The organism is Snuella sedimenti (assembly GCF_016428595.1).
GTDB classification, from domain to species: domain Bacteria; phylum Bacteroidota; class Bacteroidia; order Flavobacteriales; family Flavobacteriaceae; genus Snuella; species Snuella sedimenti.
On the sequence record NZ_JAELVQ010000003.1, the window covers coordinates 165,206 to 186,375 of the forward strand.

Consider the following 21,170-nt stretch of genomic DNA (forward strand, 5'->3'; position numbering starts at 1 on the left):
CTTAATAATTCACATACTCTACAATTTCCAGGCCGTAACCAACTAGACCTACACGTTTGGTTTGTTCGGCGTTGGAGATTAAGCGTAACTTATGAATATTTAGATCATGGAGAATTTGTGCCCCAATACCAAAATCTCTGGTATCCATATTAATTCGTGGCGCTTTGGCTATTTTATGGGGAAGCTGATTGTCTTTTAAAAAGGATAAACGCTTTAGTAAATTCATAGATTGAGATTCCTGATTAATGAATAAGATAGCTCCACTGCCTTCATCATTTATAACCTTGAACATGTCATCTAATTGTTTGTCGGCATTATTGGTTAAGGTTCCAAGAATATCATTGTTAACCAATGTAGAGTTTATTCTGGTAAGTACAGGTTCGTCATCTTTCCATTGGCCTTTGGTTAAGGCTATATGCACCTGATTATTGGTTGTTTGTTGGTAAGCTCTTAGTCTAAAGCTGCCAAAGCGGGTCTCAATTTGAAAATCTTCTTTTTTATCAATCAACGAATCGTGTTGCATTCTGTAGGCCACCAAATCTTCAATGGAAACAAGTTTGATATCCAGTTTTTTGGCTACCTCAATGAGTTGGGGTAAGCGTGCCATGGTTCCATCATCGTTCATGATTTCAACAATCACACCAGCAGGATTTAAACCTGCTAGTCTTGCAAAATCTATAGCTGCTTCGGTATGCCCTGTACGTCTTAGTACACCTCCTTCTTTTGCGACCAAAGGAAAAATATGCCCCGGACGGGCTAGTTCAAATGGTTTGGTAGAAGGGTCGGTAAGTGCTTTAATGGTTTTTGCCCTATCACTAGCAGAGATGCCAGTGGTAACCCCATTACCCCTTAAGTCTACCGATACGGTAAAGGCCGTTTCCATGGGATCGGTGTTATTTCGAACCATCATGTTAAGCTCTAAGTCCTTACATCTGTTTTCGGTAAGTGGCGCACATATAAGGCCTCTACCGTGTTTGGCCATAAAGTTTATCATTTGAGGTGTCACCTTATCGGCAGCAGCTACAAAGTCTCCTTCATTTTCTCTATTGGCATCGTCTACAACTATAATAACCTTTCCATTTCTAATATCGTCTATGGCGTCATGAATGGTATTTAGCTCGAACTTAGCAGTATTATTTGTCGTCATGGTATCTTTAATCATAGTGCAAAGATATTCTTATTTTAAAGAATCTAAACAATTAAATTTTAAGTCTTCCTTGATTTTAGCGTTTAAGAATACATAACTAATCATGTATAATGGAAATCCTATTATTAAAAGCGCTAGACTTGGGCGTTTTCTTCCTTTGCTCATGTGTTTGTAAAAAGAAGACATGTTTAGTAGTGATTTTATGTAATAAATTACAAACAATAAAAGAGATACCAAACTAAGTTGGATTGAAGCCGTTGCCAGCGAAGGTAATTTATTGTTTCTAAATACAAAAAATAAAATGAGGAGTACAACACCAACACCATATAAGAGTATGGAAAACTTGGTGTGATCCTTATAGTTTTTGACTATTGTTTCCGAAGTGAGATACGCTTTGTTTAGTGGCAACCCGTCATCAATTAGCTCTTTAGTTGAAATACCACGATAGTTTAAAATTTTAATGGCTTCAAAGCAGCAATCAGCTTCATGTCCCTGTGTTTCATAATTTATTATGAGATCGATTAAACGATCATTAGTGTATGAATTCAAGAACTTGTAATCGACACTGTTTTTTTCTTTAATGTTTAAAACTTTTTTTAATGGTTCTATAATACTATCTAAATCAAATAGACCTTTGTCGGCTGTGGCTCGTTTGGTCAAAAATATGCCTAATGGAAGCATGACAAGTGTCGAGAACCAACTGGCTAATATGGGGTTAAAACTCCCATTTTTAGCACTATTAGTAGCAAAAATACCTATAAAGTGGTAGGTTAGAAAAAGTAAAATAGCAATAACCATTGGTAAACCAATACCGCCTTTTCTAATTAATGCGCCAAGTGGGGCGCCAACAAAAAACAAGATGATACAAGCAAAGCCTAGGGCAAATTTTTCGTGTAATGCTATAATGTGTCTGTTAAAAGAGACTTTAGCAATTTTTGAGGTGCTTTTTTTGGTTTTAATGAGTTGTTGTGTGGAGACAACCGATTTTTGAGCAACATCAACAATTTGTGTTTTTGCTTTCGTATCGAAAAGTTCTAAAATTTCACCAGTATAAATAGAGTCCTTTTTTTGTTCGGCAACTGTTTTTTTGATTGCTTTTGCTACAGGTGCTCGCTTGGGCGTTGTTTTATAAACATTAGATCGTTTGTATAAGTTTGATGTTAGCGTTTCATGGTTGCTATATTGTTTTTCTATAAGCGAATCAATGGTGTAATCCAGATCTCTTATATTTAGCATGTTATATCTGTCGTCATACGATTTGTCTTCAAGGTCAACTTTATTAAATTCCGTTAGGTCAATATTAAAATCATACTTTTCAAAGGAGGCTTTAGCAAATGGATGTTTTTTTCTTTCTGTTGCATTTCTTTTAGAGATGTCTTCATAGTAATTGCCGTCAAACAGTATTAGTTTAACTACATTGGACTTTTCTTCTCCAACTAGCTCACCTGTTTTAGAGGTTATGGTTGCAGCATTGGTTCTTCCGTCCGAACCTTTTTTATGTATAATAACGTCTTCCAGGTATTGGCCTCTGTCTCCGCTTTTCTTCTTTACTTTAATGTTATAGTTGTCTCCTATATTAGTGAACTGCCCTTCTGCAATGGCCATCCCAGGCTTTAATTTAGCAATATTTCTTCTTAGATTATACGAATTGTATTCAGCCCATGGAATTACGTTATTGGAAAAGAAAAAAGTTGTAATACCTAGTATAACAATAAAGACGCTTAAACCAGACATAGCACGTTGTAGTGAAATACCCGTTGATTTCATTGCTGCAAACTCATAGTTTTCGGCAAAACTACCAAAGACCATAATGGAGGATAGCAAGATAGTAAGCGGTAGTACTAGCGGAATTAGCTTGGGCATAAAATAGATTAAAAACTTTGCGACAACTATTATATCTAAATCTTTCCCTGCAAGCTCTTTTATGTAAAGCCAAATAGTTTGTAGTATAAAAATCATTATGAGTATAATAAATACACTCATAAAGGTTTTAAGATAAGTGGTTAGTATGTACCGATCTAATATTTTCACAGGTTCTTAATCTTATTAATTTATTTGTTAAACAAATTAATTATAAAATTGAGAACGTGAATACTCACTGCGTTCTCGTATTGAGTTTTCTAAAAAGCGATGATAAGCTATAATATGTTTCAATGTTAAGTTAATCGAGGTTATTGATATAGTAATCTTTGTATTTATCGGCATCAAAGGTAAATAAGCTTTTCGATATTGGCTCATTAGTTTTAAAAGAATTGACCGTAAGGGTTGTTTTTGTCCCGTTTTTACCAATTTGGATAAGGTTGTATATGTGCTTTGTTTGTACATCGATACCTAAAAGAATATGTTTTATTTCTGAATTCGAATCAATGGGCGTTAATTTTACGTACTGTATTTTTCTGCCTTTAACATTTTGTTCGATATCTAAATTGTAAGTGTAGCCATCCTCATAAAAGGATAACATTTTACTGGGTGTAATACTATCCTCTTCGTTATCACTTTCGGAAGAAATGGTTACTTCTTCGTCCTCAGGGCTAATATTATATAAGGTTTGCCCATTAAAAAGCCGAGTGACACCAAGAATATTTAATTTGTATTTGTCACCTTGTAAGATGACGTCACCACGGGTTTCCTGTTTGATGTTTTCGGAAGTGTTCTCCAGTACGTACTTGAAGTCTATAGCTATATTATCATAGCTTTTTACTTTTTCGGAAACTTCATTTAAAAGGGCTTTGCCTTTATTTTGAGAAAAAGCATTAAATGTTAAAGTGAAAAATAATATAGTAATTAAGATTCTCATTTTGTTTTAATTATATTTCGTTTTCTAAAAGTTGGTCTAAGGCTGCTAAATCTGTTACCAAAACTTGTCGGGCTTTACTACCTTCAAAAGGGCCTACAATACCTGCTGCTTCTAATTGATCTATTAATCGTCCGGCGCGGTTATATCCTAATTTTAATTTTCTTTGTAATAAGGAAGCAGAACCTTGTTGGGCTGTTACAATTACAACGGCTGCCTCTTTAAATAGCTTGTCCCTATCCGAGATGTCTACATCAAGACTTGTGCCACTTTCTTCTCCAATGTACTCTGGTAACAGGTAGGCGTCTGGATATGCTTTTTGGGAGCCAATATAATCGGTTATTTTTTCGACCTCGGGCGTGTCTACAAATGCACATTGTACGCGAATAACATCATTTCCTTGAGTGAATAGCATGTCTCCACGACCTATCAACTGGTCGGCACCAGAACCATCTAATATCGTTCTGGAATCAATTTTTGAAGTCACACGAAATGCAATACGTGCCGGGAAATTAGCTTTGATAATACCTGTAATAACATTCACCGAGGGACGTTGGGTGGCAATGATTAAGTGAATGCCGATAGCACGTGCCAGTTGGGCTAAACGAGCAATAGGCGTTTCTACTTCTTTTCCGGCTGTCATAATCAAATCGGCAAACTCATCTACTACTAGAACAATGTATGGTAAAAACTGATGTCCATCGTTAGGATTTAGTTTTCGAGCCTTAAATTTCGCATTGTACTCGGCTATGTTTCTACACATAGCATTTTTAAGTAACTCATAACGGTTATCCATTTCAATACAAAGCGAGTTCAATGTATTAATAACTTTGGTGTTATCAGTTATAATAGCATCTTCACTATCAGGTAATTTCGCTAGGTAATGACGTTCAATTTTATTGAATAAGGTTAGCTCTACTTTTTTAGGATCTACTAAAATAAACTTTACTTCAGCTGGGTGTTTTTTGTATAAAAGCGAGGTTAATACTGCATTTAATCCAACCGATTTTCCTTGACCCGTAGCCCCTGCCATAAGTAAGTGGGGCATTTTGGCAAGATCGACAACAAAGGTTTCGTTACTAATGGTTTTTCCTAAAGCTATAGGTAATTGCATTTCGGAATTTTGAAACTTCTTTGAAGCGATTACCGAACGCATGGAAACAATAGTCGAATTTTTATTGGGTACTTCAATACCAATAGTGCCTTTGCCCGGAATAGGGGCTATAATACGAATACCTAAAGCAGCAAGCGACAAGGCAATATCGTCCTCTAAGTTTTTAATTTTTGATATACGAATCCCTGCATCAGGAACGATTTCATAAAGTGTTACTGTTGGACCAATGGTTGCTTTTATACTTGCAATGCCAATTTTATAATTGTTAAGGGTCTCAACAATCTTATTTTTATTTTCCTCAAGTTCTTCCTGATTAATGGTAATACCCTCGGTATCATATTTTTTTAGGAGTTCAAGGGGTGGGAATTGGTATTTGGCAAGTTCCAAAGTGGGATCGAATAACCCAAAATCTTCAACCAGTTTATTGGAAAGATTATCTGTTTCGGAAAGTTCTTCGGCAACGTGTTCTACTTCTATTTTTAAGTCGGATGGGTCGTCTTCATCGATAGCTTCTTCTTCCTTTTGGGAAACATTAACCTCTAGTGTTGTTGGTTCTTGTTTGGGAGCTTCTTTAACAATTGGGTCATCATTACCTAAAGGGATTTCAAAAGCAGATTTAATCGCTTCAGCTTCTTCCGTTAGGTTGTTGTCGAAAGCTATGGTAAGGTCTTCTTCTATATCCGACAGTTCATTTTTAATGTTCTTTTTGGCAGATGAAAATAAGTTTGTAATGCTTTGAAATGTTACTTTAAAGCGTATTGCTAGGTAACTTATAAAAGCAAATAGTAATAAGAGTGAAGTGCCTATTTTTCCTATGTAGTCTTGTAGAAATACATTAATTTCAAAACCAACCGTGCCGCTAAGCGTACCATTGATGCCGCCAAAGAAACCAAAAAAGACAGATAACCATAGCATTACTAAAAGGCCCCAAAACCAATGTTTTCTTAATTTGGCTTTGTTGCTGTTAGTGAGTACAAATATACCTGTTAGTACTGTTAGGCCAGAAAGTATGAATGCAGCAATACCAAAACCCTGCTGTATGAAAAAATAGCTTAGCCAAGCGCCACTTTTACTGAGCCAATTTTTAGCTTTTACATCTCTGGAGGTAAATTCGTTTAAGGTACTTTGGTCGGCGTTGCCAGTAAACAAATGCGATATAAAAGCTATACATAAAAGTAATCCAAAAAGTACTAAAAAGCTTCCAATAACTAACTTTTGCTGGTTGGATAGCTTAAAACTTGGAATTCTTAATTTTTTTCTAGGTGTTTTTTTAGCCTTGGTCTTTTGTTTTGCCATTAATGCCTTTTAGTTTAAACAAAAATACAAATTACAAACGTTTATCCTAAGTGAATTAGTATTTTAAAAAATCTTGGGAACATAGATTGTCAAGCCAATTATAATAGCAAAAAGAGCGGCTATAAAAACCGCACCGGCTGCTATATCTTTTATGAATCCTATTTTGTTATGGTGTTCGGGATGGATAAAATTCGCAATTTCTTCTATGGCAGTATTTATGCCTTCTATACTCATAACAAGTCCAATGGCTAAGAGTTGAACAATCCATTCATTTGTAGAAATATGAAAATAGAACCCCGCAGCAGTAACTAAAATAGCGATTGCAAATTGGATTTTAATACTTGCTTCTGTTTTTAAAAGCAGAAAGGCTCCTTTAAAGGCATACCCGATACTTTTTAAGCGGTTGACAAAAAAGGAGTCTTTTTTTGACATCTGTTTCGTAGCAATAGACTATTTTAATGCGTTCAATGCCGATTTATAGTCTGGTTCTGTAACAACATCGTAAACTTGTTCGGTGTGCAGTACTTTGCTGTTCTCATCCAATACAATAATACACCTGGATAGCAAACCCCTAATGGGGCCATCGACATATTCTAGATTGTAATTTTTTCCAAAATTACCATTTCTAAAATCAGAGAGTACTTCTAAATTTTCTATGCCTTCGGATTCACAAAACCTGCCATTTGCAAAAGGAAGGTCTTTAGAGATGCATAAAATTTTAGTGTTTTCCAATTTGCTAGCTTCTTCATTGAATTTTCTAACAGAATTGGCACATGTGCCTGTGTCTAGACTATGGAAAATGTTTAAGATAACTTTAGAACCTTTATAGTCATTTAACGTTACGTCTGATAAATCTGTTTTTGTTAATTCAAAATCAGGAGCTACCGAACCTATTTTAGGAAGTGAACCTATTGTGTTTATTAGGGTGCCTTTTAATGATACTGTTGCCATAATGTTATTTGTTTTTAAAAATTTAAAAATAGGAATATTTAATCTTTTAATGCTTTAAAAATACACAAATAAAAAGAACGCTTTGCTTATTTATTTAAGCAAAGCGTTCTTAACATTTCATTTAAAGTTAAAAAAGACGTCTAGGAGTCAATAGATTCCAGTACACGTTTCATAAAGCCGTTTAATGCTTCTTTTTTTGGTGTGCCTTCTTTTATTGATTTATGAACCTCTATTGCGCCATACATGTTAGAAATAAGTTCACCAATTACATCTAGTTCTTCGTCTTTAAGAGAAGATACTTCGGTTAAGGCTTCGAGGGTTTCGATGGCTTCAATTACAAAGTCTTCATCGTTCTCTTCTATAAACTGAGTGAGATGTTTAATTACTGGTAACTTCATTTACTAATTCTTTTAAAACTTCAAACTTATTGGTTTGAACCTGATTAACAAAAACGCCGTTTTTAAAGGCGGCGAATGTTGGCAAATTATCAACTGTTGCTAGTTTTCTTGATTCAGGAAATTTTTCAGCATCAGCGATGATAAAGGTTGTGTCTTCATTCTCGGAAGCCAATTTTTTGAATTTAGGCTTCATAATCCTGCAATTCCCACACCAAGTTGCAGCATATTGAACAACTACAGTGTTATTGCTATTTACAATATCTTGCAGGTTGTCTTGCGATAATTCTTGCATGTTCTGGATTTTTAGTGAGATGCCAAGTAGTTTGCAACACCGTCTCTGTTAGCATTCATAGCGTCTTTACCTTCTTCCCAGTTAGCAGGGCAAACTTCTCCTTTTTCTTGTACGTGGGTTAAGGCATCGATAAGACGCAAATATTCTTGAACATTTCTGCCTAATGGCATGTTGTTGATACTTTCGTGTTGTACAAGGCCATCTTCGTCTATTAGATAAGTTGCTCTATAGGTTACATTGTCGCCTTCTACTTGAACAGTTCCGGTTGCTTCATCATAGGTTTCGTTTGTAATATCTAAAATACCTAGGATGCTAGAAAGGTTTCTGTTGCTATCAGCTAAAAGAGGGTAGGTTACACCTTCAATGCCGCCATTATCCTTAGGTGTGTTTAGCCAGGCAAAGTGAACTTCAGGAGTATCACAAGATGCTCCAATTACAATAGTGTTGCGCTTTTCAAATTCGGCTAAAGCAGCTTGAAATGCATGCAGTTCTGTTGGACAAACAAAAGTGAAATCTTTAGGATACCAGAAAAGTAAAACTTTTTTCTTGTTGTTAACAGCTTCTTCTAGAACGTTCACTTTAAAAGTGTCGCCCATTTCGTTCATTGCGTCAACGTTTAAATCTGGAAATTTTTTTCCTACTAATGCCATGTGTTTTTATGTTTAATTATTATTAATTTTCAATACCGCAAATATAAAACACAAAGGACGTTTTTAATACTATTTAAATTTTAATTTCTTATTGATATATAGATATAAATTATACGATTGATTTAGAAGTATAGGGATTAGTTATTTTAGGAACAAGCTGTTTGATCTTAATAGAAAAAGCGGCAAACAATAAAGTCATAAATGGACTTAACCAGTTAAATATGGCAAAGACAAAATAATCGGCAACAGGTACGCCTAATACTCCCGATTGGTATGCGCCACAAGTGTTCCAAGGGACAAGTACACTGGTTACGGTGCCAGAATCTTCTAGGGTTCTACTTAGGTTTTCGGGAGCCAACCCACGATCCTCATATGCTTTTTTGAACATTTTACCGGGAACGACAATTGCTAAATACTGATCGGAAGCCGTAACATTTAAAGTAAGGCAACTGGCTACTGTACTGGCAAATAAACCAAAGGTAGATGTCGCTAAGTTTAACAGTGCCTGACTTATTCTGGAAAGTGCTCCTATAGCATCCATAATACCGCCAAAAACCATGGCGCAAATAATTAACCAAATGGTGCCAAGCATGCCGCTCATGCCTTTTCCGGATGCTGAAAACAAGTCTTTTAAAGTTTCATTTTCTGTTGCGATACTGGTTTTTACGGTTATGGCATCCATAATGCCTTTGTAAGCGGACTCAAAAGTAAGGCTATCTGCTCCGGCAATTTGCGTTACAACCTGAGGTTGAAAAATAACAGCAAAAATGCCTCCAAGCAAGGTGCCAATTAATAAGGCTATTAGTGGTGATGTCTTTTTTACTATAAGTACGATTACTATTATTGGAACTAAGAATAGCCAAGGCGTAACGTTAAAAGCCTTGCTAATGTCATTTAATAACAGCGATGTGTCCGCTACTCCAGATGTGTCTTGCGTGAAACCTAAAAGAATAAATACAATTAAGGTTATGCTTATAGTAGGTACGGTAGTTAAAGACATGTATTTAATATGTGAAAAAAGTTCGCCGCCAGCCATAGCGGGCGCTAAATTTGTTGTATCGCTTAAGGGAGACATTTTATCTCCAAAGTAGGCTCCCGATAAAATGGCACCTGCTGTCATACCAAGCGATACGCCCAATGCTTCTCCGATACCTATTAAAGCTATTCCAACAGTTGCAGAGGTAGTCCAGCTACTTCCGGTAGCTATGGATATAATGGCGCAAATAATAACACAAGCTCCCAGAAATATAGTGGGGTTTAAAATTTGTAAACCATAATATATCATAGAGGGAATAACCCCACTAATGAGCCAAGTACCCGCCAATGCTCCTACCATCAATAAAATTATAAGGGCTCCGGTTGTGGATTTAACGTTTTCGGCTACTTCATCAATCATTTGGGTAAATGATACTTTATTATAAATACCAACAACAGCTGCCACAGCTCCACCAAGAAGTAATATAAATTGATTACTTCCACTAAGCGCATCATCACCATAAACAAAAACATTGTAAGCTAACATACCTACTAAGGCAAATACCGGAATTAATGCTTCCCAGATATTTAATTCTCTATTCTCAATAATATGTTCGTCTTGCGGTTGTTTAGGCGTTATGTCTTGGCTATTCATAAATGAAAGGTCGTTAAATGATTTGATCTTGTAATGTTACGATTTTGATTATTAATGTGCAAATACAATGACTTGTGTACATTTGTATTTTATGAAGTGATTTAAAATATGGATTCTTTAACCCAAATTGTACTTGGGGCTGCTTGTGGCGAAGCTGTTTTAGGAAAAAAAATAGGCAATAAAGCATTGTTGTTTGGTGCCATAGGGGGAACTATTCCAGATTTGGATGTGTATGTAGGGAACTTGTTGTATGGTAACGCTATTGATGCTATGCTTTTTCATAGAGGCTTTATGCATTCTATTTTGTTTTCTGTTATTGGCGCTTTTTGTTTTGGTTGGTTAGCCTATAAGTTTTATAATTCCGGGAGGCGTTTAAATACAACAACACAAAAAGATTGGATATGGATATGCTTTCTGGCTCTATTTACACACATTGTATTGGATTGTTTTACCCCTTATGGAACACAAATGCTAGTGCCTTTTTCCGAATCCAGAATAGCCCTCAATAATATAGCTGTGGTAGATCCCATTTATACGCTACCGTTTTTGGTGTGTATGATTGTTTTAATGTTTTTTAAGCGAACAAGTAAAAAGCGAAGGATTTGGTTAAAGTTAGGGGTAGGGGTTAGCACGGCGTATATGGTATTGACGCTTTGTAATAAATTGTATGTCAATTATATTTTTAAGCAATCATTGATTGAAAATAATATACCTTTTTCAAGGTGTAGTACGCAACCAGCTATATTTAATAATGTATTATGGTATGGTATCGCTGAAACGGATACAACTTATGCTATAGCAAACTATTCGTTGTTAGATACTAAAAACCGTTTTTTGGATTTTAAATATTTACCCAAACAACGCGCCATTCAAGTTGCAGGTTATAGCGATTTAAGACGTTTGGCTAAGTTTAGTAATGGGTATTACAGCATCTATAAAATAGATGATGAAACATATCAATACAATGATTACCGCTATCCTTTATTAGATAGCAATGACCCAAACTCCTCTGTTTTTAATTTGCAACTTTTTAAGGAAAACGACCGATTGAACATGAAACCTTTTAAGCCTAAATTCGATAACTTTGAAGTTGTTATGTCAAAGTTGTGGCAGCGCATTAAAGGAATTTAGGCGTTTAAGGTTTTAAACTATGTTAAGTACTTCCATACACTTAAGCATCATTTGAAAGGTACGTTCAATATCGGCATCCAATCCTATAGAAAAACGTATTAATCCGTCACTGAGTCCCATGGACTGTTGTTCTTCAAGTGGAATTTCGGACGATGTTGAGGTTCCCGGGGCGCTAAACAAAGTTTTGTAAAAACCAAGGCTCACAGCTAGATAACCCAAATTTTTGTCTTGCATCATTTCCATAAGCTCATTGGCTTTTTCTAAGGAACCAACATCAATTGTTAGCATACCTCCAAAGCCATATTGGGCATTCATCATACTTTTGAATAGTTCATGTGATGGGTGTGATTTTAGACCTGGGTAGACTGTTTTTAAGCCTTTTGCTTCAAACTTTTGGGCAAGGTACAAAGCATTTTTACTGTGCTGTTGCATTCTTATGTGTAAGGTTCTCAAGTTTTTTAAGATGGAAGCCGCCCTTAGACTATCCATAGTTGGCCCGAGGAGCATGGAAGCGCCGTCATTAACATTTCGTAAAGTATCTATAAATTCTTGTGAACCACAAACAACACCACCAACAGTGTCACTCGAACCGTTAATGAATTTAGTTAAGCTGTGTATAACAACATCGGCTCCTAGAATGACAGGAGAAATGGACAAGGGAGAAAACGTGTTGTCTACAACGAGCTTTAAATTGTGCTTTTTTGCAATAATGGACAGCCCTTTTATGTCTGCAACTTCTAATAGGGGATTGCTTACGGATTCACAATACAGAATCTTAGTGTCTTTAGTGACAGCCCTTTCAACAGCTTCTAGGTTTGTGATATCAACAAAAGACGTCCTGATATTAAATTTTGGTGTAAAGTTTTTCAAAAATGCATAAGTACCCCCATAAATCGTTCTGCTTGAAACGATATGGTCTCCGGCATTGCATAATTGCAAAATAACAGGTGTAATAGCTCCCATTCCTGAAGCGGAAACATTAGCCGTTTCGGTACCTTCCATGGCAGCCAAGGCCTCTCCTAAATATAGATTGGAAGGCGATGAATGACGAGAATAGAGGTAGCAGCCATCGGCATTGCCTTCAAAGGTGTCGAACATTGTTTTGGCTGAGAGAAAGGTATAGGTTGAAGAATCTGAAATCGACGGGTTAACACCTCCGAATTCTCCAAAGTATTGTAAATCTTGAATGTTATTTGCGGGTTTAAAAGCCATTGTATTTAAGTTTATTTTATAGCAAAAATGCTTATAAACAGATTATAAAACAATATAATATTTTTTATTATGAAAATAAAACTATATAATAAGTATTTTTTAGATATATTTACTGTGTAATATGTATGGATGTAAATTTTAAGAAAAATATTAATTAAACACTATTGTGTCAGTGGCAGTTCAAATTGTCACATCAAGCATTGGTTGGAAAGAAAATATATTTTCTTTGAAAGTGCCTTACAAAGCAAGTCGAGATGTTTTTACCAACCTTTCGACTGCGCTATTGGGGACAAAGCATAATTCTTTAACAAAGCTTCTTATGCTGGCATAATAGTGATTATACGAAAAAGAATAATTATGATATTTGATGAAACAGATAAAAAATTACTGGCTTTATTACAACAAGATTGTAAACAAACCAACAAAGAACTATCTAATAAATTAAATTTGTCGGTTACTGCTGTGTACGAGCGGATAAAAAAGCTTGAAAAGGGAGGGGTTGTAAATAATTATGTCGCTTTAATTAACAAAGAAACTATAAATAAGTCTTTTGTGGCATTTTGTCATATTAAGTTAGTACAGCATAGCAAAGATTTTGTAATACGTTTTGAAAAGGAAGTTTCTACTATTGATGAGGTACTGGAGTGTTATCATATAAGTGGTGATTACGACTATTTGCTAAAGGTACTTGTAAAGGATATGGCATCATTTAGGGAGTTTATGGTTAAAAAATTAACAACGATCAATCATATTGGTAGCACCCATAGTATGTTTGTAATCAATGAGGTAAAACATACCACTGCCATTACTATATGATTATGAACGGATTGATTTATAAAGGGGTAGAGTTTTTTGTTTTATTTATTTTACTACCAATTAGTTTTGCGGTACAGTATCCTATATGGATTAAAATGTTGCTTGGTACTATGGGATTTGTTTATGTCGCATACGTGTTATTAAAGGTTGAAAAACTAAAGTTTAAAGTAAACCCGACACTTCGCTGGAGGTCGTTTTGGAAAGCCGTATTTGTTAAGCTAGCAGTTATAGTGGTGCTTACAAGCTGCTTCGTTTGGTTTACCAATAAGGAGATGCTTTTTCAGGTATTGTTTGAAAACGCTCTTCTTTGGCTGTTTTTTGTGTTTGTTTACAGTGTGTTTTCGGTATATCCCCAAGAGTTGGTGTATAGGACGTTTTATTTTCAACGTTATAAGGTTTTGTTTAAGAATGAATCCTTATTCGTTTTTTTAAATGCCGTCGTATTTGCCTTAGGGCATTTGTTTTTTAAAAATAATCTGGTGATTGTATTGACTTTTTTAGGAGGTCTATTGTTTGCTATAACTTTTAAAAAAACCAAATCAACGTTACTGGTTTCTATAGAGCATGCCATTTATGGTAGTTGGTTGTTTACTGTAGGGATGGGTAGTATGTTGGGCTTTCCTGTTTGATCAAAAAGGAACTCTTAGAGGCGTTTGCTTTTAAGGGTAAAAAGTCTAGCTTATAAACAAGCATCCCATAGCGCGTCTTTGGGTAAGGGAGCCGTAATAAGAATCGGTTCTTTTTTTATTGGATGTGTGAAGGTAATTTGTCTTGCATGCAGGTGGATGCTCGCATCTGTATTACTTCTGTCGAATCCATATTTAAGATCTCCTTTAATAGGACAGTCAATGCTTGAAAGTTGGGATCGTATTTGGTGGTGCCTACCTGTTTCCAAATTTATTTCCAATAAAAAATAGTTGTTAAGTTGTTTTAGAAGTTTGTAATGTAGGATGGCTTTTTTGCTATTGTTAACTTCTTTTTTAAATGCCGTAGATTTATTGTTCTTTGGGTTTTTTCTTAACCAATGCGTAAGTGTATCCTGTTCTTTTTGAGGTTTGTTTTTTACGATAGCCCAATAGGTTTTTTTTGCTTCTTTGTTAGCAAATAGCTTATTGAGTCTTGGTAAAGCTTTGCTTGTTTTTGCAAACATAACGATACCAGTGGTAGGTCTGTCCAATCTATGCACGACTCCTAAATATACGTTTCCAGTTTTATTGTACTTTTCCTTTAAAAATTCTTTAACCACATCGCTTAATGGTTTGTCACCGGTTTTATCGCCTTGTACAATGTCGCCAGCGCGTTTATTTACAACGATAATATGGTTGTCTTCGTAAAGAACCTGTAAGTTTGATTTGTTGGATAGGACTTTAGACGTATTGGACATTTTAGATCAGTTAGATATTTAGACTTGTTAGATATTTAGATGGGTTGTGTAACTGATTTTATTTTAGTGTTGATTTAAATTTTGAGATCATTTTTATAATTTCACTTAATTCTTTGCTTGACTCCTTGAGTTCTAATTCTGTAATAAAGTTTAAATCGAAAGAAATAAGTAATTGTGTCTCTATTTCATAAGCAGAACCTAAAGTTATTTCAAGAAAACGACAGAAGTCTTTATTCGATTTTCTAGAAGATCCTTCGGCAATATTTGAAGGTATAGAAACTGAAGCTCTTCTTAATTGGTTGGTTAAGCCAAATTTTTCTGATTCGGGAAACTTAGAAGTTAAGTCGTAAATGTTAGAACAAAAACATCTACTTCTTTTCCATATTTCTAATTCTTTAAATCTATGCATCTATTGAATCTATAATATCTATTCCAAAACACATTGGCAGTCTAAAAAACTAATACGGTCTAAGAGTCTAATAAAGTCCATATTTAATACTGCTCCGTCTCATTAGGAAAGTCTAACGATTTTACATCGTCAACATATTGCGAAATGGCATTGGTCATATCTTCGTATAGATTCATATAACGACGTAGAAAACGCGGGTTGAATTCATGTGTCATACCTAGCATATCATGAAGTACTAACACTTGACCATCAACACCATTTCCAGCTCCAATGCCAATGATGGGGATACTTACGTTTTCGGCTACTTGTTTTGCTAGCTTGGCAGGTATTTTCTCAAGAACGATGGCAAAGCATCCAACGCGTTCTAACATTTTGGCGTTTTCAATTAGGTCTAGAGCTTCCTGTTCTTCTTTGGCACGAACGGTATAGGTTCCAAATTTATAAATAGACTGAGGTGTTAAGCCCAAGTGTCCCATAACGGGAATTCCGGCATTTAAGATGCGTTTTATGGAGTCTTTAATTTCTTTGCCACCTTCAACTTTTACAGCGTGAGCACCACTTTCCTTCATGATTCTAATGGCAGACCGTAAAGCTTCTTTAGGATCACTTTGGTAGGTTCCAAAAGGTAAATCGACTACAATTAACGCCCTGTCTATAGCCCTAATTACAGAAGACGCATGATAAATCATTTGGTCTAATGTAATAGGCAGTGTGGTTTCGTGTCCAGCCATGACGTTACTAGCCGAATCACCAACTAAAATGACATCGACTCCTGCACCGTCAACAATCTTGGCCATAGTATAATCGTAAGCAGTAAGCATTGATATTTTTTCGCCATTAGCTTTCATATCAACTAATGTTTTAACCGTAATGCGTTTGTATTCCTTTTTAGCAGTAGACATGTCTTTTTATTACTGATTTTGATAGGGTGTAAAAGTAATAAATTAAACTGTTAAACTTTTCTTTAATGGTTTAGTTTCTTAAAAGCGATAAACTATTTTAGAGGGAAAAATAATAACATATGGTACGCGGCATACTTTATTTGATAGTTATAATGACCTCTACATTGTATGGTCAGGAAGATGAAAAGAACAATGTAAAGGCAACGGTCGACACTTTTTTTGAAGCATTTCATAAAGGTGATACGGTGTTGCTTAAATCGGTGATGGCCGATAAAATACGTTTACAAACAGCTTATAAAAACAATGAAGGAAAGGATGTTTTAGTAACCGATGAACCACAAAAACTTATTGATGCCATTGCAAACAGACCAGCCGACCAGAAATGGGATGAGCGCCTATTGGAATACAATATTCAGGTAGATGGAAATATGGCCAATGCCTGGGCGCCCTATGAGTTTTGGTTTAATGATAAGTTTAGTCATTGTGGTGTCAACTCCTTTCAGTTGTTTAAAGATGGAGAACATTGGAAAATTATTTATTTGATGGATACTAGGCGAGGTGGGGGCTGTCATACTAATTGAATTTGAATAAGGTATTTAAATTTAGGCAGTGTTTCTTAGTTTTTTGATTTTAGTTATATAAGTGCTAATTGTTAAGTTCAAATAATTTATAAAATGGTCGTAGGACTCTTCATTTACTGGAATAGCTTCGTGAGCTATTTTGTGTATCAAACTTTTGAATTCTCGTATATCATTGTCAATTGGATTGGTGATTGATCTATCAGAGTACTGTTTGTAAAATGTCTCACATATATTGTTTATTTGACTGATTACTTCCGTATTAAAGTACGTGGTTTTGGGAGGTATAAATTTTAAATTCTCCATAACTTCAAAAGATATCTTAGGTTAACGAAAGTGCTTTTTTCTCCATTCCGGGTATGTTGACATTCCATAAGAAAGTAATTCAAAGATTTCTTCATCTAATTTAGGATATGGTAGGGTATTATTTTCTTCCAAAACCACATGAATATAATCGGAAACTATTCTTGATAATCTTCTACTGTAATATTCCTGATATGTGCCTTCAAATTTTGTATCTAAAGAGATAAATCTTATGTTTTCTTTAAATCTAGATAGTAATTTAGTCATAATTGTTGTTTTTTCTTTCAAAATTACTAAAAAAGAAGGAAGAAATAAAATTGATTAGTTTTATAGTAATTACTTGGTAATGTTACTATCTAACAATCGGTTAAATTGACACCTACAGCAAGTCCGCCTTCAGATGTTTCCTTGTATTTGGTATTCATATCTTTAGCGGTTTCCCACATGGTAGAAACTACCTTGTCCAAAGGAACTTTAACGTTGTTGGGATCTGTTTCAAGTGCCAGTTCGGCAGCGTTAATTGCTTTGATGGCTCCCATGGAATTGCGCTCTATGCAAGGTATTTGAACCAAGCCTCCAATAGGGTCGCAGGTAAGTCCCAAATGGTGTTCCATGGCAATTTCGGCAGCAACAATAACCTGTTCAGGAGAGCCTCCCAGTAATTCACACAAACCAGCGGCAGCCATTGCCGAAGATACGCCAATTTCTGCCTGGCAACCACCCATGGCAGCCGATATGGTGGCGCCCTTTTTAAAAATACTGCCTATTTCACTAGCTACCAATAAAAATTTCTTAACGTGTTCAAAATCGGCTTCGTGATTTTCTATCACCATATAGTACATAAGCACAGATGGAATAACACCGGCACTTCCATTGGTTGGCGCAGTGACCACACGACCAAGAGAAGCATTCACTTCGTTAACGGCTAGGGCAAAGCAACTTACCCACTTAAGAATCTGACGAAATTTCACTTCGGTTTTACGTATTATCTGTAGCCAAGTTTTAGGTGAGTTATAAGGTAAATCCCCTTTTAGTTTTTGGTGCATGTCATACGCCCGACGTCTAACGTTAAGTCCTCCAGGGAGGTTGCCTTCAGTATGACATCCAGTATACATACATTCCAGCATGGTATGCCAAATACGCTGTAATTCGGAATTGATTGTGTCAATATCCCGAATGGATTTTTCGTTTTCCAAAACTACCTCAGAAATAGGCAAACCTAATTGGTGGCAATATTTTAATAGCTCACTCCCTGTTTGTGCTGGATATGGAAAAGTACAGTTGAAAATGATTTTGTTGTTCTCTGCCGATTTTCGTTCTTCTTGGACCACAAAGCCGCCTCCAATGGAATAATAGGTCTCACTGGTTTTAATGCCTTTGGCAAACGCCGTGAATGTGATGGCATTGGCATGAAATGGTAAAAACGATTTGTTTAGTCTAATGTCTTTTTCTGCATCAAACGGTAAGGGTCTTGTATTATTTAGTACCAGTGTCTTTGTACTCTTTATAGAAGCAATAATGTTGTTTATGTTATCTACGGGAATATATTCTGGATCGGCTCCACTTAAGCCGAGCATCACGGCTAGATCGGTAGCATGCCCTTTTCCTGTTAAGGACAAGGAACCATAGAGGTCTATTTCTACTTTTTCAACACTATCGAAGGTATTGGTGGCTTTTAGTTTGTCGATCCATCGTTCGGCTGCCCGCCAAGGGCCTAAGGTATGTGAACTAGAAGGACCAATACCAATTTTAAGCATGTCAAAAACAGAAATACATTCCATATAAGATTCAGTAATTAGATTTAGAGACTGTTTAAATTCCACCTTTCGGTTTTGTTATGCCCCTTTTTTCACCACTTTTCGTTATGAAAATCCTCATTTAGCGCTGCTAAACTCCGGTTTTAAAGCCTTAATTGGCAAAAAAATGACCTATAACAAATTTCAAAAACGAATTTTAAACAGTCTCTTAGTTTAAGTTTAGTTTATGTGACAAAAATAAATCTTTAAACAATATGGAATATTGAATAGTAAAAAAATAACAAATGACAAGGTGTCATATTTTTTGTCATGGCATAATCATTGACATATGTGTTATGAATTTAAAATGAACATTCAACACAATAAAGTATAAGATATTATGAGTAAAATTATTGGAATCGATTTAGGAACAACCAACTCTTGCGTTTCGGTAATGGAAGGTAACGAGCCTGTTGTAATCCCGAACTCAGAAGGTAAGCGTACTACACCGTCTGTAATCGCATTTGTAGAAGGAGGAGAAATCAAGGTTGGTGATCCTGCTAAGCGCCAGGCTGTAACTAACCCTAAAAAAACAGTTTATTCAATTAAACGTTTTATGGGTAATAAATATTCTGAATCCAAGCATGAAGCAGAACGAGTACCGTATACAGTAGTAAAAGGGGATAATGATACGCCACGAGTAGATATAGACGGACGTTTGTATACGCCTCAAGAATTATCAGCTATGATTCTTCAAAAGATGAAGAAAACAGCTGAGGATTATTTAGGCACATCGGTAAGTGAAGCTGTTATTACCGTACCAGCATATTTTAACGATGCACAGCGTCAGGCTACAAAAGAAGCAGGTGAAATTGCAGGATTGAAAGTTCGTAGAATTATTAACGAACCTACAGCTGCTGCATTGGCTTACGGTATGGATAAGAAAGGTACCGATCAAAAGATAGTGGTATTTGATTTTGGTGGGGGAACGCACGATGTATCTATCCTAGAATTAGGAGATGGTGTATTTGAAGTATTGTCTACCGATGGAGATACGCACTTAGGGGGTGACGATGTTGATGAGAAGATCATTAACTGGTTGGCAGATGAGTTTAAGGCAGAAGAAAACTTAGACCTTCGTCAAGATCCAATGTCTTTACAACGTTTAAAAGAAGCGGCAGAAAAAGCTAAGATAGAATTGTCGTCTTCTGAGCAAACAGAAATTAACTTACCATATATCACAGCAACAGCCACTGGGCCAAAGCACTTGGTACGTAGTTTAACACGTTCAAAATTTGAGCAATTAATCGATGATTTGGTTAAGCGTACCATCGAGCCATGTCAGTCTGCATTAAAAGCAGCCGGACTGAGTAAAGGCGATATCGATCAAATTATATTGGTAGGTGGTTCTACACGTATTCCTGCAGTTCAAAAAGCGGTTGAGAGCTTCTTTGGAAAAGCACCAAGTAAAGGTGTTAACCCAGATGAGGTAGTATCGTTAGGAGCTGGTATCCAAGGTGGTGTTTTAACAGGAGATGTTAAGGACGTATTACTTTTAGATGTAACGCCTTTATCACTTGGTATTGAAACAATGGGTAATGTCATGACAAAACTTATTGAAGCCAATACAACCATTCCGACCAAGAAATCACAGGTTTTCTCTACAGCAGCCGATAATCAGCCATCAGTAGAGATTCATGTGCTACAAGGAGAGAGAGCTATGGCAGCAGATAATAAGACTATTGGTCGTTTCCATTTAGATGGTATTCCACCAGCACAAAGAGGAGTGCCTCAAATTGAAGTGACTTTCGATATCGATGCCAACGGTATTATTCACGTAACTGCTACAGATAAAGCGACTAATAAAACGCAAAACATTCGTATTGAAGCTTCTTCAGGTTTAACGGAAGAAGAAATCGAAAAAATGAAAGCGGATGCAGAAGCAAATGCTGAAGCGGATAAAAAAGCAGCTGAGAATGCTAAGAAGTTAAACGAAGCGGATTCTATGATCTTCCAAACTGAAAAGCAATTAGCTGAATTTGGTGATAAGTTATCTGATGATAAAAAGAAACCTATCGAAGATGCTTTAGAAGAACTTAAAAAGGCTTATGAAACTAAAGATTTGGCAGTTATCGAGCCAGCTTTAGAGAAAATAAACGAAGCTTGGAAAGTTGCATCCGAAGAGATGTACAAAGCACAAGCAGAAGCGCAACAGCAACAAGGTGGCGATGCCGCTCCAGGACCAGATGCAAGTCAGAATGGACAAGGCGAAGGAAGTGATGTTGAAGACGTGGACTTTGAAGAAGTCAAGTAGCTTGTCCTGAGCCAAGTCGAAGGGTAGACTTCGAAGAAGTGAAATAAAGTTTGAAGCTTGAAGGCAGAAAACGCAAGTTAAATGTCTAAAAGGCTGAAATTAGAAAAAAGGCG

Annotated in this window: 21 protein-coding genes; 5 read left to right on the forward strand and 16 right to left on the reverse strand. The window is 36.0% G+C overall.

What is annotated here, in order from left to right; all coding sequences use genetic code 11:
- Position 1 precedes the first annotated feature (1 nt).
- From ribB to nhaC, 10 genes are all read right to left on the reverse strand, one after another.
- Complete coding sequence (ribB, locus tag JF259_RS04240; protein ID WP_233164098.1) at positions 2–1,162, reverse strand: 3,4-dihydroxy-2-butanone-4-phosphate synthase; 1,161 nt, start codon at positions 1,160–1,162, stop codon at positions 2–4.
- Between the two features lie 15 nt (positions 1,163–1,177).
- Complete coding sequence (locus tag JF259_RS04245) at positions 1,178–3,178, reverse strand: LptF/LptG family permease (RefSeq protein WP_199113709.1); 2,001 nt, start codon at positions 3,176–3,178, stop codon at positions 1,178–1,180.
- Positions 3,179–3,308: 130 nt separating this feature from the next.
- A complete protein-coding gene (locus JF259_RS04250) occupies positions 3,309–3,944 on the reverse strand; it encodes a LolA family protein (RefSeq protein ID WP_199113711.1) in 636 nt (211 codons plus the stop codon).
- Positions 3,945–3,954: 10 nt separating this feature from the next.
- Positions 3,955–6,351: an FtsK/SpoIIIE family DNA translocase gene (locus JF259_RS04255; RefSeq protein WP_199113719.1), complete on the reverse strand. Its 2,397-nt coding sequence runs from the start codon at positions 6,349–6,351 to the stop codon at positions 3,955–3,957.
- Positions 6,352–6,414: 63 nt separating this feature from the next.
- A complete protein-coding gene (locus JF259_RS04260) occupies positions 6,415–6,783 on the reverse strand; it encodes a diacylglycerol kinase (protein WP_199113721.1) in 369 nt (122 codons plus the stop codon).
- 18 nt (positions 6,784–6,801) lie between these two features.
- Positions 6,802–7,302: a thiol peroxidase gene (gene tpx, locus JF259_RS04265; protein WP_199113723.1), complete on the reverse strand. Its 501-nt coding sequence runs from the start codon at positions 7,300–7,302 to the stop codon at positions 6,802–6,804.
- A gap of 140 nt (positions 7,303–7,442) precedes the next feature.
- Positions 7,443–7,700, reverse strand: a complete 258-nt coding sequence (locus tag JF259_RS04270) for a DUF6952 family protein (RefSeq protein ID WP_199113725.1) — start codon at positions 7,698–7,700, stop codon at positions 7,443–7,445.
- A complete protein-coding gene (locus JF259_RS04275) occupies positions 7,681–7,992 on the reverse strand; it encodes a thioredoxin family protein (RefSeq protein WP_199113727.1) in 312 nt (103 codons plus the stop codon). The genes JF259_RS04270 and JF259_RS04275 overlap by 20 nt, the downstream gene beginning before the upstream one ends.
- Positions 7,993–8,003: 11 nt before the next feature.
- Positions 8,004–8,642, reverse strand: a complete 639-nt coding sequence (locus JF259_RS04280) for a peroxiredoxin (RefSeq protein WP_199113729.1) — start codon at positions 8,640–8,642, stop codon at positions 8,004–8,006.
- A 109-nt stretch (positions 8,643–8,751) separates the two neighbouring features.
- A complete protein-coding gene (gene nhaC / locus JF259_RS04285; RefSeq protein WP_199113731.1) occupies positions 8,752–10,272 on the reverse strand; it encodes a Na+/H+ antiporter NhaC in 1,521 nt (506 codons plus the stop codon).
- Positions 10,273–10,380: 108 nt separating this feature from the next.
- Between nhaC and JF259_RS04290 the strand changes: the two genes are divergently transcribed.
- Entirely contained in the window at positions 10,381–11,403 is a 1,023-nt protein-coding gene (locus JF259_RS04290) for a metal-dependent hydrolase (RefSeq protein WP_199113733.1), read from the forward strand.
- Between the two features lie 12 nt (positions 11,404–11,415).
- On the opposite strand, the gene JF259_RS04295 is transcribed toward JF259_RS04290, so the two are convergent.
- On the reverse strand, positions 11,416–12,615 hold the full coding sequence (locus JF259_RS04295; protein WP_199113735.1) for an aminotransferase class I/II-fold pyridoxal phosphate-dependent enzyme: 1,200 nt from the start codon (positions 12,613–12,615) through the stop codon (positions 11,416–11,418).
- A 357-nt stretch (positions 12,616–12,972) separates the two neighbouring features.
- On the opposite strand from JF259_RS04295, the gene JF259_RS04300 reads away from it, so the two are divergent.
- Positions 12,973–13,431, forward strand: a complete 459-nt coding sequence (locus tag JF259_RS04300; RefSeq protein ID WP_199113737.1) for an Lrp/AsnC family transcriptional regulator — start codon at positions 12,973–12,975, stop codon at positions 13,429–13,431.
- A 2-nt stretch (positions 13,432–13,433) separates the two neighbouring features.
- Positions 13,434–14,060, forward strand: coding sequence for a CPBP family intramembrane glutamic endopeptidase (locus JF259_RS04305; protein WP_199113739.1), 627 nt, complete (start codon positions 13,434–13,436; stop codon positions 14,058–14,060).
- Between the two features lie 50 nt (positions 14,061–14,110).
- Here the strand turns inward: JF259_RS04305 and JF259_RS04310 are convergent, their stop codons facing one another.
- The 3 genes from JF259_RS04310 to panB form a co-directional block, all read right to left on the reverse strand.
- Positions 14,111–14,815 (reverse strand): RluA family pseudouridine synthase, encoded by a 705-nt coding sequence (locus tag JF259_RS04310; protein ID WP_199113741.1) that lies wholly within the window; start codon positions 14,813–14,815, stop codon positions 14,111–14,113.
- Positions 14,816–14,873: 58 nt separating this feature from the next.
- On the reverse strand, positions 14,874–15,224 hold the full coding sequence (locus JF259_RS04315) for a four helix bundle protein (protein WP_199113743.1): 351 nt from the start codon (positions 15,222–15,224) through the stop codon (positions 14,874–14,876).
- Positions 15,225–15,307: 83 nt separating this feature from the next.
- Positions 15,308–16,126, reverse strand: coding sequence for a 3-methyl-2-oxobutanoate hydroxymethyltransferase (panB, locus tag JF259_RS04320; RefSeq protein WP_199113745.1), 819 nt, complete (start codon positions 16,124–16,126; stop codon positions 15,308–15,310).
- 119 nt (positions 16,127–16,245) lie between these two features.
- Between panB and JF259_RS04325 the strand changes: the two genes are divergently transcribed.
- Complete coding sequence (locus tag JF259_RS04325; RefSeq protein WP_199113747.1) at positions 16,246–16,707, forward strand: nuclear transport factor 2 family protein; 462 nt, start codon at positions 16,246–16,248, stop codon at positions 16,705–16,707.
- 324 nt (positions 16,708–17,031) lie between these two features.
- Here JF259_RS04325 and JF259_RS04330 read toward each other — a convergent pair whose 3' ends face one another.
- The gene (locus JF259_RS04330) at positions 17,032–17,274 is read right to left on the reverse strand and encodes a hypothetical protein (protein ID WP_199113749.1); all 243 of its coding nucleotides are present in this window, start codon (positions 17,272–17,274) and stop codon (positions 17,032–17,034) included.
- Between the two features lie 89 nt (positions 17,275–17,363).
- Entirely contained in the window at positions 17,364–18,788 is a 1,425-nt protein-coding gene (locus JF259_RS04335) for an L-serine ammonia-lyase (protein WP_199113833.1), read from the reverse strand.
- Between the two features lie 355 nt (positions 18,789–19,143).
- Here JF259_RS04335 and dnaK point away from each other — a divergent pair, with 355 nt between their 5' ends.
- Positions 19,144–21,057, forward strand: coding sequence for a molecular chaperone DnaK (gene dnaK / locus JF259_RS04340; protein WP_199113757.1), 1,914 nt, complete (start codon positions 19,144–19,146; stop codon positions 21,055–21,057).
- Positions 21,058–21,170 lie beyond the last annotated feature (113 nt).